Raw genomic sequence first — 16,858 nt, forward strand, 5'->3', positions numbered from 1 at the left:
GGGTTCAAGCGTGAAACCCTCCCCTATCCTGCGGCATGGAAACTCTTGCCCAATGATCCGGGTGCGGTGTTGCGCTGGTTCGACATGATGACCAGCACCAGGATGGTAATGATATAGGGCGACATGGCCAGGTATTGGACGGGGATCGACACGCCCGTGCCCTGCAGGTTGAGCTGTAGCATCGTGACCCCGCCAAAAAGCCACGCCCCCAGCATCACGCGTCCGGGTTTCCATGAGCCGAACACCACCAGTGCCAGCGCGATCCAACCGGCCCCGGCGGTGACATTCTCGGTATAGGTCGGCACCCGGATCATGCTGATATAGGCGCCGCCCAGCCCGGCCATCGCGCCACCGAACAGGATCGCCAATGTGCGGATGCGCACCACTTTGTAGCCAAGTGCATGGGCCGCCTCGTGGTTTTCGCCTACCGCCCGCAGGACAAGGCCTGCACGGGTGAACTTCAGCACCGCCCACACGGATGCCACAATGGCGATGGTCAGCGGCACGATCAAATCCAGCGTGGCAATTGCGGCTGGCACGTCGCCATCGGCGGCGCGCACGGTGAATTTCCAAAGAGGGAACTGCGGCGGCGTTTCACCGATATACCCCTTGCCCAGAAGCGCGGCAAAGCCCACGCCAAACAGGGTCAGCGCCAATCCCGACGCCACCTGGTTGGCCAACATCACCTGGGTCAGGAAAGCAAACAAAAGCGACAGCGCCGCGCCCCCCAGTGCGGCGATGAGAAAGCCCAACGCGGGGGAGCCGGTCAGCACGGCCCCGGCAAAGCCGGTCACGGCCCCGGTGACCATCATGCCCTCGACCCCGAGGTTAAGAACACCAGCGCGTTCGACCACCAACTCGCCGGTAGCGGCCAGAAGGATTGGGGTGGCCGAAACGAGGATCGATGCCAGAAGGACGACCGGGTTGATTGCAGACAGGTCCATCAGATTTTCCCCGCGGTTGAAAGGCCAGTCCAGGACCCGGCGACGGCACCGACCCACAGACCGGCAAGCTGCGCAGCCTCGCGCAGCCGTTGGTTCTGTTTGCTGAAGAGTAACGCAAAAAGGAAGCCGCCGAATGGGGCTCCTGCGATCAGAAGCATCAAGAGTGCCCCTTCCCAACTTGTCGTTCCCAGCACAAATAGCATCAGCAAAGCGCTGAAGCTTGGCATGAAGGCGAGCACCACCAGAACTGCGAACCCGATCCCGGCAACTTTGAAAAACGAGGCGACATAGCTGTTCATCACGCGGCCCCCCGTTTCGCAAACTTGATCCGGTAGTTTGTCAATACATCCACTGCCAACAGGAAGAACAACAGCATCCCCTGGAACAGTTGGATTGCAGCGGCCGGCAGGCCGAGATTTGATTGCGCTGCCTCGCCGCCGATGTAGGTCAGTGCCATCAATAGCCCCGCCAGCAGGATGCCGATGGGGTGCAGCCGCCCAAGGAAGGCGACGATGATCGCGGTAAAGCCATAGCCGACATTGAAGCTATCTGTGACCTGGCCAGAAGGACCGGACACTTCGAATAGCCCTGCCAGCCCTGCCAGCATCCCCGAAAGTCCCATGCACATGAGAACCAGCCGCGTCGGGTTCACCCCGGCAAAACGTGCTGCGCGCGGCGCCTCGCCGGTGAGGCGGATGGCAAAGCCCAGCTGGTGCCGGGTCAGCAGGACATAAGCAAGGATCACCGCGACAAAGGCCGCGGCAACACCCCAATGCATGCCGGTGCCTGCGATGATGTCCGTGTTGGCCGCCGACGGATAGTCGTTCAGGTTACGCGAGCCGGGCATCCCGTGCCCTTCCGGGTTGCGCATCAGGCCAAAGGCCATAGCGGCCAGGATGTTCTCGGCCACGTAGACCAGCATCAGCGACACCAGGATTTCATTGGTGCCGAATTTCACCTTTAGCACCGCCGGGATCATCGCCCAAAGCCAACCGCCGAATGCCCCGGCCACCACCATCAGCGGGAAAACATACCAGGCTTCAAGCGGATAGAAGGCCAGCCCCACGCCGGCCCCGCAGATCGCGCCCATGATGTATTGCCCCTCGGCCCCGATGTTCCAGATACCGGCGCGGAACCCCAGCGACAATCCGATGGCGATCAGGATCAGTGGTCCGCCTTTGACCAGCAGTTGAGGGCGATAGTAGAAGGCGAATTCGCCAAAGATCGGGTCCCAGAAAATGGTGCGAATGGCCTCGATCGGGTTCTTGCCCAATGCGGCAAAAAGCAACCCACCGGCGATCATCGTGGCAAACACCGCGATAAGAGGTGTGAGCCATGCAAAGACGCGAGACGGCTGCGGGCGTTTTTCAAGCTTCAGCATGCGCGCGATCCCCTGGCTTCATCTTGCCAAAAATACTCATGTCCCAATGGATTACCCATGTGCCACCTCCATGCCATGGGCCCCACCCATCATCAGGCCAATCTCCTCGACATTCAGTTCCGAAGTCTTGCGCTTGGCGGTCAAACGCCCTTCGTTGAGGGCCGCGAAATGGTCCGAGACCTCCATCAGCTCATCAAGGTCCTGGCTGATCACGATCACGCCCGCGCCCCCGGCCGCCAGGTCCAGCAGCGCCTGCCGGATCGACGCAGCCGCACTGGCATCCACGCCCCAGGTCGGCTGGTTCACGACCAGGACATACGGCTTTTGTAGCACCTCACGGCCAATGACGAATTTCTGCAGGTTTCCGCCCGACAGCGACCGGGCGGCATTTTCCGGCCCCGGTGTGCGCACGTCGAAGCCTTTAATAATCTCTTCGGCAAAGGCACGCGCCTGTCCCCAATGCAGGAATCCCCGGCTGGACAATTCGCGGCGCACCACCCCGGTCATCAGGGCGTTTTCCGTCAGGCTCATATCCGGGGCGGCCGCGTGCCCCAGCCGTTCCTCGGGGGCACAAAGAAGCCCGGCGGCCCGGCGCGCATTCGGGCCCAAGGCCCCAATCGGACGGCTGCCCAGCTTGATCGCGTCCTGGGCGACGCGAATTTCGCCGGATAGCGCAAGAAGAAGCTCGTCCTGACCATTGCCAGCCACTCCACCAATGCCCAGGATTTCGCCGCGGCGCAGCTCCAGGTGAACGTTTTTCAAGGCTGTGCCGAACTGCCCGGGGGATGGCATCGACAATCCCGATACATCCAGCGCCACGTCACCCAGCGGCGTTCCCGCCCCTTTGGGCGTCTGCAATTCGCTGCCGACCATCATTTCGGCCATCTCGCGGGCGGTGGTGTCGCGTGGCACGCAAGTGCCCACGTTCTTGCCCAGCCGCAGGATGGTGGCGTTGTCACACAGGGCCCGAATTTCTTCCAGCTTGTGCGAGATATACAGGATTGATGTGCCTTCCTCGCGCAGCTTGCGCAGGGTCTCGAACAGGATCTGCACCTCTTGCGGGGTCAAAACGCTGGTCGGTTCATCCATGATCAGCAGTTTCGGGTCCTGAAGCAGGCAGCGGATGATCTCAACCCGCTGACGCTCACCCGCCGACAGGTCACCAACGATGCGAAATGGATCAAGCGGCAGGCCGTAATCCTCGGACACGCTGCGAATACGGGCGGCGAGGTCGCGCATCGGTGGCGGATTTTCCATGCCCAAGGCGATATTTTCGGCCACTCCCAATGCGTCAAACAGCGAAAAATGCTGGAACACCATCGCCACACCAGCCGCTCGCGCTGCGCGCGGTTCGGGCGGGGCAAAGGGCACGCCGCGCATCACCAGCGTACCGCTGTCTGGTTTCACCAGCCCGTAGATCATTTTGACAAGCGTGGATTTCCCGGCCCCATTCTCGCCCAACAGCGCGTGAATTTCACCTTCGCCGATATCAAATGACACCGTATCGTTGGCGACAACACCGGGATAGGCCTTGGTCAGGCCTTGTATACTCAAGAGTGGTTGCGACACGCGTTTCCCCGCTTATCGTTGTTTTTCTGGCCGCGAGGCCCCCTGTTCGTGCCCTATCAAAGCGGGCAAAGACCGCGTCTGACAAGACAGGAATCGGCCCGAACGGGTGAAAGTCTTTCAAGAATTGCGGGATAATCAAGCGTATAGTTTTGATTTTTCGAAAGATTCCGCCGGGCGAAAGAAAAGGAGCAGGCGCATGCAACGCATATTGATCGTCGTCGCGCTGATCATTTTGGTGCTGTTGTTGGCGCATCTGATCAGCGCCTGGCAGTTTCGCCAAAATGCGATGACCCTGGTCGCAAAGATCGAAACGACCGGACCTGTCCGGATGCGACAGGACCTGCCCGAGCCGGTGAGGGCGTTCAACCAGCGTGGGCTTTTGGGCACCGATCCTGCACCCGGTGTGATCGAACTGACCCAGGTGGCGGAAATGGAATTGCAGCCGGGTCAGGGCTGGCAGGGCATTTCCGCCCGTCAGGTCATATGCACAACTTCGACCGGGTTTGTCTGGCAGGCATGGCAATCGCGCGGACCGCTGACGATGGTGCGGGTGATTGATGCCTTCACGGCCGGTAAGGGGGTGCTGGAAGTGCGCCTTCTCGGCTCGATCCGGGTCGGGCACGAGGCGGGGGTGCTGGCCGACCGGTCCGAGGCGATGCGCTACCTGGCCGAACTGCCCTGGGCCCCGGACGCCATTGCGCTAAATCGCGATGTTGAATGGCGTGTTCTGGAAAGTGGCGAGGTCGAAGCGCGGTTGCCGATGCAGCCAGACGATGCGGTGGTGCGCTTTTCGCTGGACGCGCAGAGCGATTTTGCCGTGATGCGCGCCAATTCCCGCTATGCCGGGATGCAAGACGGTGCACCGGTCTTCAAGGATTGGGAGGGCCGGTTTTCCGATTATGCAGAAATCGGCGGGCGGCGTATTCCGCGCCGTGGCGAGGTTGGCTACGTGGTCGACGGTAAATATCAACCCTATTGGCGCGGCCACGTGATCGGGTTGGCGAGAGAGTAGGGCGGGATTTCATCCCACCGTCCCTTTCCCTGCGCGCGCCACCCCGGTATCGTCGCCTCATGAGCAGCATCCCCCGATTCATCCACCTTCGCACCCATACCGAATACTCCCTTCTTGAAGGGGCCATGCGGTTGAAAAAACTGCCCGGCCTCTGCGAGAAACTGGGCATGCCCGCCGTGGCGGTGACCGATACCAACAACATGTTTGCCGGTCTCGAGTTTTCGATTGCTGCCAGCGGTGCCGGGGTGCAACCGATCATTGGCTGCCAGGTTGATCTCGAATATGTCGCCACTGCGCCGGGGGAAAAGCCACGCGCACCGGCGGCCATCGTCCTTCTGGCCCAGAACGAGGCGGGGTACGAGCATCTGATGAAGCTCAACTCCTGCCTTTACCTGCGCGGTGACGGCTCGCTGCCGCATGTGACGCTGGACGAGTTGGCGCAACATACCGGCGGGTTGATCTGTCTCACCGGCGGGCCGGATGGCCCAATCGGGCAGCTGTTGCAGGCCGGTCAACGCCCCGCCGCCGAGGCGCTGATGCAGCGGTTCCAGTCGATGTTCGGTGACCGGCTTTATGTCGAATTGCAGCGTCATCCACGCGAGGATGGCACCGCGCCAGAAGCCGAGCGGCTGTCCGAGCAGGGCCACGTGGAAATGGCCTATGGCATGGGCATTCCGCTGGTCGCCACCAACGACGCCTATTTCCCCACCGATGCCATGTTCGAGGCGCATGATGCGCTGATCTGCATCAGCGAGGGTGCCTATGTTGACCAACAGGAACCCCGCCGCCGCCTGACGCCGCAGCACTATTTCAAATCGCCGGGGGAAATGGCGGTGCTGTTTGCCGATCTGCCGGAAGCGATTGAGAATACGGTGGAAATTGCCAAGCGTTGTGCCTTCATGGCCTATCGCCGCGATCCGATCCTGCCGAAGTTCGCCGATGACGAGGTGGCCGAACTGCGCCGTCAGTCGCAAGAGGGTCTTGAGTTCCGTTTGTCGATGATCGACCACGCCGTATCGGTAGAAGAGTATCAAGAGCGGCTCGATTTCGAGCTTGGTATCATCGAAACGATGGGCTTCCCCGGTTATTTCCTGATCGTGGCCGACTTCATCAAATGGGCCAAGGATCATGACATCCCCGTCGGCCCGGGCCGGGGCTCAGGGGCTGGCAGTCTCGTTGCCTACGCGCTGTTGATCACCGACCTCGACCCGCTGCGCTATTCGCTGCTGTTCGAACGCTTCCTCAACCCCGAACGGGTCAGCATGCCTGACTTCGATATCGACTTTTGCATGGACCGCCGGGAAGAGGTGATCCGCTACGTGCAAGAGAAGTATGGACGCGACAAGGTGGGCCAGATCATCACCTTCGGTGCTTTGCTGTCCAAGGCCGCCGTGCGCGATGTGGGCCGGGTGCTGCAAATGCCTTACGGGCAGGTGGATCGCCTGTCGAAAATGATTCCGGTAGAAGGCGTGAAGCCGGTCAGCATTGAACAGGCCTTGGCGCAGGAAGAACGCCTGCGCGCAGAGGCCAAATCCGAAGAAGTGGTCGACCGGCTGCTGAATTACGGGATGCAGCTGGAAGGCTTGCTCAGGAACGCCTCGACCCACGCCGCCGGTGTGGTGATTGGCGACCGGCCGCTTGATGCGCTGGTGCCGCTTTATCAGGACCCGCGCTCGGACATGCCGGCGACGCAATTCAACATGAAATGGGTCGAACAGGCCGGGCTGGTGAAGTTCGACTTTCTGGGCCTGAAAACCCTTACCGTGATCCAGAACGCCGTGGACTTGATCCACGGCGAAGGGCGCGACCTGCACATCGCCGCCGACGGCACCGAACTTTACGAGCCTGCCGAGGGCGCGGTGAACCAGATCAATGCCATCCCGCTGGATGACGAGCTTAGTTACAAGCTTTACGCGGCCGCTAAAACTGTAGCGGTGTTCCAGGTGGAAAGCTCGGGCATGATGGATGCCCTCAAGCGGATGAAACCCACTTGTATCGAGGACATCGTTGCCCTTGTGGCGCTCTACCGTCCGGGCCCGATGGAAAACATCCCGACCTATTGCGAGGTCAAGAACGGGCTTAAGGAAATTGAATCCGTTCACCCGCTGATCGACCATATCCTGGCCGAAACCCAGGGCATCATCGTTTACCAGGAACAGGTGATGCAGATCGCCCAGGTAATGGCCAATTACACCCTTGGCGGTGCCGACCTGCTGCGCCGCGCCATGGGTAAGAAGATCAAGGAGGCGATGGACGCCGAACGTCCGAAATTCGAGAAAGGCGCGGCGGAAAACGGGGTCGACAAGAAGAAGGCGTCTGAGGTCTTTGACCTTCTTGAGAAATTCGCCAACTACGGCTTCAACAAATCCCACGCCGCCGCCTATGCGGTGGTCAGCTATCAAACCGCATGGCTCAAGGCCAATCACCCGGTCGAATTCATGGCCGGGGTGATGAATTGCGATATTCACCTGACCGACAAGCTGGCGGTGTATTTCGAAGAGGTGAAAAAGGGGTTGGAGCTGAAATGGCTGCCACCTTGCGTTAACCGCTCCGAGGCGATGTTCACCGTGCGCAGCCAGGTGCTGCACTATGCGCTGGGCGCTTTGAAGAATGTCGGTGTCGAGGCGATGAAGCTGGTGACCGAAGGCCGTAAAGTGGACGGCGTCGGCAAACCCTTTGCCACGCTGTTTGATTTCGCCCGTCGTGTGGACCTGAAACGTGTCGGAAAGCGTCCGTTGGAAATGCTGGCCCGCGCCGGGGCGTTTGACGAGTTGGACCAGAACCGCCGCAAGGTGTTCGACAGTCTTGAGGCGCTGATGGGCTATTCGGCGGCGGTGCACGATCAGAAGAACTCGAACCAGGTGTCGCTCTTCGGTGAGGCCGGTGACGATCTGCCCGAACCGCGCCTTGCGCCTGTGAGTGACTGGCTGCCCGCCGAGCGGCTGGGCGAAGAGTTCAAGGCGGTGGGTTTCTACTTGTCGGGCCATCCGCTCGATGACTACATGATCCCGCTGAAACGCAAGCAGGTGCTGACGCTCGATGAGGTTACCGAACAGGCCAAGGGCGGGGCGATGGTGGCGAAACTGGCCGGTGTCGTGGCGGGACGGCAAGAGCGTAAGTCGGCGCGCGGCAACCGCTTTGCCTTTGTGCAGCTTAGCGACACGAGCGGCGGTTACGAGGTCACGCTTTTCTCGGAAACCCTCGAGAAATCGCGCGATTACTTGGAGACCGGCGCTAAGGTGGTGGTCACGGTCGAGGCCACGATGGAATCCGACCAGCTCAAACTCTTGGGCCGCTCGGTGGCACCGATCGACGGCGTGGTCGCCGATGTCGGTGGCGTGGGGCTGAAGATATTTGTCGAGGAGCAATCCGCGATCCGCACAGTAGCACAAGTACTCGCCGATGCCGCCGAGACCGTGAAATCCGGTGGCAAGGGCCCGATCCGCTTCTGCCTGATGAACCCTGACCTGCCGGGCGAGGTCGAAGTAGATGCAGGCCGCGAGTTCCCAGTGACACCCCAGATCAAGGGCGCAATTAAATCGCTGCCGGGTGTGCTGGAGGTGCAGGAGGTTTGAAGCGGGGACGGGATTGTCTTCATTGAGCCCAAAGCGAACCCTCTCGGAATAGCGTATCGTTGGGCCTTGGCTCAGCGAGCCAACATTTGTTGGATAGCACTTTTTGCTTGCGAAACCAATATACCCTCAAAGCATAGCGCTATGGTCGGCCAAATCGCTGTACCGGGGGACGGCCCAGCGATGCGTGGCGGCTTCGCCTTGATTCCGTGCAACGGGAAGTCACCAATGTTCGCGCAGCAGCAATTTACTCACCCTTCACAGCCCTGCACATCCACCGCATATTGCTTGCCCAGAATGGTAAAGCGCAGCGACGAGCGGTCAATCGCGAACGGCCCGCCACTGGCGTGCATTAGGTCGAACTCGGCCACCAGACGGCCGCCCTTGCGGCTGATAGACGGCTCCGAGGCCCAGATCAGCGGGTCGCCGGTTTCTACCACTGCCATTTCACGCCCACCGGTCGACGGCAGGGTGAATTCGGCCCGCAAGGCCATCCCGTCGGACGTCGGCGCGACCGTGCATTTGCTTTTCTTTAAACCTGCCTCACTGCCGGAGAACGGTTTCTCTGCCAGAGCGGCGGCAATCGCCGGGTCAGGTTGGGTGGCCGCGCCTTGCAAAACTTCGTTCAATTCGATCCGAACCGGAACGCAGACATCGCTGCAAATTCCGATGTCGATGGTCCCGTTCAGCCGCACCGGGCGACCATCGCGCCTCGGGGAGATGTTCAGCGGCAGGATCACGCGGTCGCTATAGCCAATGCTGCGCGAGCCGCTTTGCTGGAACACCTGCGGCGCGGGCCAGTTGATGTCGACGCCCCGCAGGTTGCCGGACCCCGACCAGTCGAACAGGGGCGGAATGCCCGCGTCTCCCGGTTCGCGCCAATAGGTCTTCCAACCCGGCGCAAGGGTGATTTCCAACCCCGCCATCAAACGGCCATCGGCCATGCGCCAGCCTTGCAGAATGCGGGTTTGCACCATGTCCGAATAGGGATCGGCCTGCGCGGCGGCAGGGTGCAGGGCCAGAAGAGCAGCCAAAAAGGCAGGGATCAGGGCTTTCATGTTTCAACAGATGGCGGTTCGGGCCTGAAATGCCAATTCACAATTGGGCGAGGCTTTGCCGATGTTGCGCAAATCCCCCGCTTGAAACCCCGGCGGGCAGGGCGCATCTTGGTTTCATGACCCGCGCTTCCGACACGTCCCCGATGGACCTCACCGCCAAGCTTCTGATTGCCATGCCCGGCATGGCGGATTCACGTTTTGAACATAGCGTGGTGCTGATCTGCGCCCATTCGCCCGAGGGTGCGATGGGCCTGATTGTTAACAAGCGGTTCGACGACTTGCGCCTGTCGGAGCTGGTTGAACAGCTTGAGATAGGTGATGGGTCCTGCGTGCGTGATCGTGCCGTGCATTTCGGTGGTCCAGTCGAGCCGGGGCGCGGTTTTGTGCTCCATACCCGCGACTTCACTTCGGACCTCTCGACGCTCGAGGTTGGGGAAGAATTCGGGATGACCGCCACGCTTGATATTCTCGAAGCGCTGGCGGCGGGAGAAGGCCCCATGCGGGCTCTAATGGCGCTGGGCTATGCAGGCTGGGGGCCGGAGCAACTGGAGGGTGAGATCCTCGCCAATGGCTGGCTGACCTGCGACGCCGACCTGAGCCTGGTATTTGACACGCTGGATGACGGCAAATGGGAAGCGGCACTGAAATCGCTGGGGGTTGACGCGATCAGCCTGTCAGCGGCTGCGGGCCGCGCCTAAGTATGCCTTGCTACAGTTAGCCTATGCTTGTGGCGTTTGACATCTGGGCGAAACACGCGCCGCCCGGGCTCATCAGCACACCCAGCCATGCCGCCAAAGTTGATATCAATGCTTGCTCCAAGCGATAAAGCTACGGCTGTACCGCTTCAATCCCGCGGCGCTGCTGCTCGCCGCAACCGGTCATTGATTGCCCGGCCCAAACCCTCCTCGGGCACAGGGGATACGGCTATTGGACTTTGCCCGTCATCAATCGCATGCAGCATGGCAAAGAGGTTCGCTGCCGCCTCAGTCAGGTCGCCTGCCGGGGACAGGTTCATGTCCGCTCCCGCGACTGGACCGAACCCCAATAACCGCTCTCCCGGGTGCTTGTCTTTGGCGTCGAGCCGTACCTGAGCGCCAGGCGCATAATGTGAACTCAGCTGCCCCGGTGCGTTGATCTCACCATCATCATGGGTCAAAAGCGGAACCCCCAGCACCGCTTCCACCTCTTCGGCGGGCAGCCCACCGGGCCGCAAAAGGCACGGCGCGCGGGTCAGACCAACAATCGTGCTTTCAAGACCCACGCCACAAAATCCACCATCAACGATTCCCTCTATCCGCCCCGACAGTCCGGCCTGCACATGAGCGGCTGATGTCGGGCTGATCTTGCCGGACGGGTTGGCCGAGGGGGCCGCCACCGGCCCGTCAAAAACCGTCAGAAGTTCGCGCGCTACCGGATGGGCAGGTACGCGAATGGCAAGGCTGGGCAACCCTGCCGTAACCAACGGCGACAGTCCCGCATCCGCCCGCAAGGATAATACTAGTGTTAAGGGGCCCGGCCAGAACTCGGTCGCCAGCGCCTCGGCCGCCTCGTTCCACTCGACATAGCGCCGGGCGGTCTCAACATTGGCCACATGTACGATCAGCGGGTTGAAACGGGGCCGTCCCTTGGCTTCGAAAATCCGCGCGACTGCAAGATCATCGCGCGCATCTGCGCCCAGCCCGTAAACCGTTTCGGTTGGGAATGCGACCAGCCCGCCAGCGCGCAAGATTTGCGCCGCCCGAGACAGGCCCACCGCGTCGGGCGGCAACAGGGATGTGGAAATCATAGGGGCCATGACGCGGCGTTTTGGTGGCTTGGGGTGGATTTGATACTTTACGCTGGGCTGCAGACCTGCATACAAGCGCACCGGTTCAAAGCCAAGCCCGCACATTGCGGTTGCCTATCGACGACTAAGGAGGCCCAACATGCCCTATCGTGCCCCGGTATCAGATTTCACCTTCCTCATGGAAAACGTGGTCGGCTATGGCGACGTATCTGCGACCGAGAAGTTCTCCGAGGCCAGCGATGATCTGGCTCAGGCAATCCTGGGCGAGGCAGGTCGTATGTGTGACGACGTTCTGGCGCCCTTGAACCGCGATGGCGACCTGATCCCGGCGAAACTTGAAAACGGCGTGGTGCGCACCAGCCCCGGGTTTGACAAGGGCTACCAGGCGATTTGCGAGGGCGGCTGGATTTCCATGTCGGCCGATCCGAAATATGGCGGCATGGGCCTGCCGATGACGATTACCACCGCCGTCAACGACATGATGAGTGGCGCTTGCCTGTCGCTGCAGCTCAATCCGCTGATGACCCAAGGCCAGATCGAGGCGTTGGAGCACCACGCCAGCGACACCCTGAAGGAGCTTTACCTGCCCAAGCTGATGAGCGGCGAATGGTGCGGCACGATGAACCTGACCGAACCCGCCGCGGGTTCTGATGTAGGCGCGCTGCGCTCCAAAGCCGAACCAAATGGCGACGGCACCTTCGCGGTGTCCGGCCAGAAAATCTTCATCTCGTGGGGTGACAATGATTTTACCGAGAATGTCTGCCACCTTGTTCTGGCGCGCCTGCCCGACGGTGTTCCCGGCACCAAGGGGATCAGTCTTTTCCTCGTGCCCAAGTTCATTCCCGACGAGGATGGCAATCCGGGCAAGCGCAACAGCCTCAAGGTGGTCAGCCTTGAACACAAGATGGGCTTGCATGGCAGCCCGACGGCAGTGATGGAATTCGATGGTGCCACCGGTTGGCTGGTCGGTCCCGAACACGGTGGTATGGCGGCGATGTTCACCATGATGAACAACGCGCGTCTTGGCGTCGCCGTTCAAGGGATCGGCACGGGTGAGGGCGCTTATCAGCACGCTCTGGCCTACGCGCAGGAGCGCAAGCAGGGTCGCAGCCCGATCGAAGGTGGCACTGGCACCATCTTTGACCACGCCGATGTGCGCCGGATGCTGGCAACGATGAAATCCGAACTGTTCGCTGCACGGTCGATAGCGCTGGCATGTGCCGTGGCGATCGACTTGGGCAATGCTACCGGCGATAAAGACTGGAGCGCGCGCGCTGCCTTCCTGACACCGATTGCCAAGGCCTTTGGCACCGAGATCGGGATGCGCGTTTCGGAAATGGGTGTGCAGGTCCACGGCGGCATGGGGTTCATCGAAGAAACCGGCGCGGCACAGTATTCGCGCGACGTGCGCGTCACCGCGATCTACGAAGGCACCAACGGTATCCAGTCGATGGACCTTGTCGGTCGCAAGCTGATGGATGGGGGCGAAGCAGCCTGCGCCCTTCTGGACGAGGTTGCAGCCCAGGCTGAAGCCGCCCGCGGGCAGCATCCTGTCATGACCGAAGCCGTCTGGAACGCCACTGAGGCGCTGCGAGAAGCCACGGAATGGATGGTCAACCAGACCGACATGAACGACCGCTTTGCCGGGTCGGTGCCCTTCCTTCTGGCCTTTGGCCGGGTGCTGGGCGCGCATTACCACCTCAAGGCCGCGATGGCCGAAGAGGGTGACGGCACGCGCACCCGTTTGGCAAGGTTTTACATCACCCGGCTTCTGCCCGATCATGCTGGCCATCTGGCGCATGCCACCGCCGGAGCCGATGCGCTCTATGCGCTTGGTCTTGATGATCTGGGCGCGTGATGGACGGCGCATCCGGACATCTGCATTACCCGTGGGAAACCGCGCCCGGAGAGGCCGAGGCGATCACTGTCGCCAAGGGCGTGCTGTGGATCCGCCTACCGCTGCCGATGGCGCTGGATCACGTCAATATCTACGCCATTGACGAGGGCGAGAGCTGGACTGTGGTTGATACCGGCGTGAAGACCCGCCGCTCGGTCGAGATGTGGCAGAAGATCCTTGCAGGCCCCTTACAGGGCAAGCCGGTGTCGCGTGTGCTGCTGACCCACTACCACCCCGACCATGTCGGTATGGCCGGGTGGTTGATGGAACGTGGTGCCGAGCTTGTGACCTCACGCACCTCCTACCTGACCGCGCGGATGCTGATTCTGGATGTGGAGGAAAAGCCCACTCAGCAGGCGGTGGATTTCTGGGTTTCCGCAGGGATGGATGAAGCCCACCTTGAAAAACGCAAGTCAGAGCGCCCCTTCAACTTTGCCGATCTCTGCGCGCCTTTGCCGGTGGGCTTTACCCGGCTGCAACAGGGCGATGTATTCCATGCCGGTGGGCGAGCGTGGGACGTTCATATGGGCTATGGCCATGCATCCGAGCATGTAACGCTCTGGTCACGCGACGACCACCTTGTCATTGCCGGCGATCAGATCATCAGCTCAATCAGTCCCAATATCGGCGTCTACCCGGGCGAACCGGCCGCCGATCCGCTGTCGGAATGGCTGGAAAGCTGTGACCGGCTGGCACTACTGGCGCGCGACGAACACCTTGTCCTTTCGGGCCACAAGCTGCCCTTCTACGGGTTGCCGCACCGGATGCAGCAGCTCTCGGAGAACCACATCCATGCACTCGACCGTTTGGTCGAACATCTGGATCGTCCGCGCGTCGCCTCGGAGTGTTTCGCTCCGCTGTTCAAGCGCCGGGTGGATGAAGGGATCTACGGGCTGGCGCTGGTTGAAACCGTGGCCCATCTCAACCACCTTTTGGTCACAGGCCGGGTTACGCGCGAACGCGACCCCGATGACGCCTGGCTTTGGTCGGCCGTTTAAGACTTGCGTAGGGTGGGGTTTCCCCCCACCATTCCCACGATCAAGGAGGCGGGCCATGGTAGAAAAGATCGCGACCACAGCCGAAGCGATGGAAGCCGGCGCGAAACCTGAGCAGGTCAATCATCCGCGGCGCCACGAAGTGCATGCCGATCCGGACACCGAACCCTGCACTGAAGTGCCCGATGAGGTTACACAGACTCCGATAGAACATAAGAGCCCGGCGGAATGGGCCTATGAGCGGTTGATTCTCTATATCCAGAATTTCGAAGAACAACTCGACGCCGAGCACGAGGTCGCTATGGGCTTTGCCGGAGGCGAAGCTGGGGTGATCCGGATCGAGGGGATGGGTTTTTTCGACCCTGACATCGTGACCTTTTACGGCAGCGATGGCGACGGGGTGAAAACCCAGTTGATCCAACATGTCAGCCAATTGTCGGTGGTGTTGCGCGCCCTTCCGAAAGAGATCGAATCTGAGGCACCCAACCGGATAGGTTTTCGTCTGGCCCAGGACCTCGACAAGGACACCTGACCACCACGGCGCGTCCGCAAGAAAATGACGCCCGACAGCGGTCGCGCGTCATTCTTGAATTTGAAAAAGCGAGATCCGAAGGGATCAGTACCCTCCCTTGCGGCGGCTTTCCGGCAGACCCGCGATCCGGCCACCCTGTTTCGAGGGGTCCAGAGGGAACAGCTCGTAAAGGTCGCCCTGCTTGATCTTCTCGCCCCATTCGCTGCTCATCGCCTTGACGATGGTACGGGTGTTGGGCTGGTTCTCGCGATTTTCGAAAAACTCTTCGCGCAGAAACTTGATCACGTCCCAGTGGCGATCGGTTAGCTCAATGTCCTCGGCCGCAGCCATGGCTTTGGCCAGATCCTCGGACCAATCTTCGCGATTCTCCAGGAAACCGCCCGCATTGGTCTCGATCGTGGTGCCGTTGAATTCAAAACCCATTGTGGTTCTCCTCCCGTGACAGGTAGATTTATTCATACATTCATATTAAGTATTTTGAATGCGGGGGGCGGGTCAACCCCTTTGCGGTCGCAGGGCAGGCGCGATCACACTCTCCCCATCGCCTTCAGACGTGTTCGCAGCGCATCCTGACGCCCATCATTCAGTTCCAAAGCGAAGACATAGGCGTGGGTCAGGTAGAACCCGGCGGCTGTTTCACTCGTCGCCGTGTCCGCTGCTTCGATGTATAGGGCGATCAACGCGCCCCGGTCATCGGCCTCGTGTGCAGCCAGCAACCGTTCATCCAGATCGCTCATTCCGCCGCTAGTTTTTCGCGTCGATCATGCAGCTTTTCAGCGACCCACGCATGGAACAGGTGGGTTGGTCCGTCCATCGCCGGTGAGAAACGTCCCCCGTCAAAGCCCGGTGCGTGGCGACCCTTTTGCATGCCCTCGACGACAAAGACGTCTTCCTCGAACACTTCTTTCCACTGCGCCGTGTTGCGGGCGCGCAGGGCGTCATCGGTCTTTTCGCTCGCATAGTAGAGGTGAATATGCTCGGAAGTTTCGTCCAGCCCCCTTGGTTCAAGGATGATGGCAAAGGCATGGTCGCGCTGTGCCCCCAACAGAACATTTGGGAACACGGCGACATATTCTGCGCCTTCGTTCCACTTGTCGGACAGGCCCGGAAAATCAGGGAACACTTCGCCGGAATCGGCTTTCAGCTGGCGGTAGACATAGGTGCCCTGACCAGAGTATTGGCCGGGCTTTTCAATGTGATAGTGATCTTCCAGTCTCGAATAGCTGTTCAACCCGGGATGTACCCAGGGCAGGTGGTAGCTTTCGCAGTAGTTCTCGACCGCCAGTTTCCAGTTGGTTTTGACATCCAGCTGGAACCGGCTGTCCGCGCCGCCATGATGGTGCGGGCTGTCGAATTCATACCAGCGCTGCAACAAGTCGGCATGCACGTCTTCGAACGGGGCGGCGTTGCCGTTGAGGTTCACGAAAACCACGTCGCGCCAGATATGGCTGGGCACTTCAACCAACCCCAGGTCGGACTTGTCGATGTCCTCATGCGTGTTCATGCCGGGTCCGCCCACATGCGGTGTCGCCACCAGCCTACCCTGGGTCGAGTAACACCAGGAATGATAGGGGCAGCGGATCGCACCTTCGATCTTGCGTGGCTCGCTTACAAGGATCATGCCGCGATGGCGGCAGATGTTGTGAAACACCCGCACCTGGCCGCCCTTGTCGCGGATCAACAAAAGCGGCACGCCCAGCAACTCGACCGGCTTGGCATCGCCCGCTTCGGGCACATCCGCGGCCACGGCCAGACCGGCCCATTGATCAAAGATCACGCCCTCACGTTCCTCGGCAAATACTTCGGGGTCCGTGTAATGGGCATTGGGCAACCCGTTGGCGCTGTCGATGGGGCGAATCACGGTGCTGAGGTCGGTGGTCATGGCGCGCGTCTTCCTAAATGAAACTGCGCCGGTCGTATCAGGACGTGGGCGGGTTCACTTGTCACATGGCGACATGGATGGGTTTGGGGCGACGTAAGGTGTACTTGGGTATTGGCCATCGGTTCCCGGGCTTGGGGACTTGTTGACAAGCGGAGCCCGCACGGATGCAAGCGCGCCGCGCGATTACCAGCATTGATCCGGCAGGCGAGTTTTCTGGGAAAACTCTGCCG

Annotated in this window: 15 protein-coding genes; 6 read left to right on the top strand and 9 right to left on the bottom strand. The window is 60.8% G+C overall.

The annotated features are described in order from the left end of the window. Positions 1 to 23: 23 nt before the first annotated feature. Genes RXV86_RS12665 through RXV86_RS12680 form a run of 4 tightly spaced genes read right to left on the bottom strand, consistent with a single transcriptional unit; the run spans position 24 to position 3,894 of the window. Positions 24 to 944 carry an ABC transporter permease gene (locus RXV86_RS12665; RefSeq protein ID WP_316300352.1) on the bottom strand — a complete coding sequence of 307 codons (921 nt, stop codon included), beginning with the start codon at positions 942 to 944 and terminating at the stop codon, positions 24 to 26. After that, complete coding sequence (locus tag RXV86_RS12670) at positions 944 to 1,243, bottom strand: hypothetical protein (RefSeq protein ID WP_316300355.1); 300 nt, start codon at positions 1,241 to 1,243, stop codon at positions 944 to 946. Before RXV86_RS12670 ends, RXV86_RS12665 begins: the two co-directional genes overlap by 1 nt. Next, positions 1,243 to 2,325, bottom strand: coding sequence for an ABC transporter permease (locus tag RXV86_RS12675; protein ID WP_316300357.1), 1,083 nt, complete (start codon positions 2,323 to 2,325; stop codon positions 1,243 to 1,245). Before RXV86_RS12675 ends, RXV86_RS12670 begins: the two co-directional genes overlap by 1 nt. Positions 2,326 to 2,376: 51 nt before the next feature. Continuing rightward, positions 2,377 to 3,894 carry an ABC transporter ATP-binding protein gene (locus tag RXV86_RS12680; RefSeq protein ID WP_316300359.1) on the bottom strand — a complete coding sequence of 506 codons (1,518 nt, stop codon included), beginning with the start codon at positions 3,892 to 3,894 and terminating at the stop codon, positions 2,377 to 2,379. A gap of 196 nt (positions 3,895 to 4,090) precedes the next feature. On the opposite strand from RXV86_RS12680, the gene RXV86_RS12685 reads away from it, so the two are divergent. After that, complete coding sequence (locus tag RXV86_RS12685) at positions 4,091 to 4,906, top strand: DUF6544 family protein (RefSeq protein ID WP_316300361.1); 816 nt, start codon at positions 4,091 to 4,093, stop codon at positions 4,904 to 4,906. Positions 4,907 to 4,965: 59 nt separating this feature from the next. Beyond that, positions 4,966 to 8,481: a DNA polymerase III subunit alpha gene (dnaE, locus tag RXV86_RS12690; RefSeq protein WP_316300363.1), complete on the top strand. Its 3,516-nt coding sequence runs from the start codon at positions 4,966 to 4,968 to the stop codon at positions 8,479 to 8,481. A 248-nt stretch (positions 8,482 to 8,729) separates the two neighbouring features. On the opposite strand, the gene RXV86_RS12695 is transcribed toward dnaE, so the two are convergent. Next, a complete protein-coding gene (locus RXV86_RS12695; protein ID WP_316300365.1) occupies positions 8,730 to 9,536 on the bottom strand; it encodes a protein-disulfide reductase DsbD domain-containing protein in 807 nt (268 codons plus the stop codon). A 116-nt stretch (positions 9,537 to 9,652) separates the two neighbouring features. Between RXV86_RS12695 and RXV86_RS12700 the strand changes: the two genes are divergently transcribed. Then, complete coding sequence (locus RXV86_RS12700; protein WP_316300367.1) at positions 9,653 to 10,234, top strand: YqgE/AlgH family protein; 582 nt, start codon at positions 9,653 to 9,655, stop codon at positions 10,232 to 10,234. A 146-nt stretch (positions 10,235 to 10,380) separates the two neighbouring features. On the opposite strand, the gene RXV86_RS12705 is transcribed toward RXV86_RS12700, so the two are convergent. Then, positions 10,381 to 11,331, bottom strand: a complete 951-nt coding sequence (locus tag RXV86_RS12705; protein WP_316300369.1) for an L-threonylcarbamoyladenylate synthase — start codon at positions 11,329 to 11,331, stop codon at positions 10,381 to 10,383. Between the two features lie 130 nt (positions 11,332 to 11,461). On the opposite strand from RXV86_RS12705, the gene RXV86_RS12710 reads away from it, so the two are divergent. From RXV86_RS12710 to RXV86_RS12720, 3 genes are read left to right on the top strand one after another with little or no spacing between them, the layout of a single operon-like run. Next, positions 11,462 to 13,180: an acyl-CoA dehydrogenase gene (locus RXV86_RS12710; protein WP_316300371.1), complete on the top strand. Its 1,719-nt coding sequence runs from the start codon at positions 11,462 to 11,464 to the stop codon at positions 13,178 to 13,180. Further along, positions 13,180 to 14,217 (top strand): MBL fold metallo-hydrolase, encoded by a 1,038-nt coding sequence (locus tag RXV86_RS12715; RefSeq protein WP_316300373.1) that lies wholly within the window; start codon positions 13,180 to 13,182, stop codon positions 14,215 to 14,217. The genes RXV86_RS12710 and RXV86_RS12715 overlap by 1 nt, the downstream gene beginning before the upstream one ends. 55 nt (positions 14,218 to 14,272) lie before the next feature. After that, positions 14,273 to 14,746: a DUF6173 family protein gene (locus RXV86_RS12720; protein ID WP_316300375.1), complete on the top strand. Its 474-nt coding sequence runs from the start codon at positions 14,273 to 14,275 to the stop codon at positions 14,744 to 14,746. Positions 14,747 to 14,830: 84 nt separating this feature from the next. Here RXV86_RS12720 and RXV86_RS12725 read toward each other — a convergent pair whose 3' ends face one another. The 3 genes from RXV86_RS12725 to RXV86_RS12735 all read right to left on the bottom strand — a co-directional run bounded on the left by RXV86_RS12725 (position 14,831) and on the right by RXV86_RS12735 (position 16,628). Further along, a complete protein-coding gene (locus tag RXV86_RS12725) occupies positions 14,831 to 15,169 on the bottom strand; it encodes a TusE/DsrC/DsvC family sulfur relay protein (RefSeq protein WP_316300379.1) in 339 nt (112 codons plus the stop codon). A gap of 104 nt (positions 15,170 to 15,273) precedes the next feature. Further along, positions 15,274 to 15,483, bottom strand: a complete 210-nt coding sequence (locus RXV86_RS12730; protein WP_316300381.1) for a hypothetical protein — start codon at positions 15,481 to 15,483, stop codon at positions 15,274 to 15,276. Beyond that, positions 15,480 to 16,628 carry an aromatic ring-hydroxylating dioxygenase subunit alpha gene (locus RXV86_RS12735; RefSeq protein ID WP_316300383.1) on the bottom strand — a complete coding sequence of 383 codons (1,149 nt, stop codon included), beginning with the start codon at positions 16,626 to 16,628 and terminating at the stop codon, positions 15,480 to 15,482. Before RXV86_RS12735 ends, RXV86_RS12730 begins: the two co-directional genes overlap by 4 nt. Positions 16,629 to 16,858 lie beyond the last annotated feature (230 nt).

The organism is Aliisedimentitalea sp. MJ-SS2 (genome assembly GCF_032586155.1).
Classification (GTDB): Bacteria; Pseudomonadota; Alphaproteobacteria; order Rhodobacterales; family Rhodobacteraceae; genus JAWHTC01.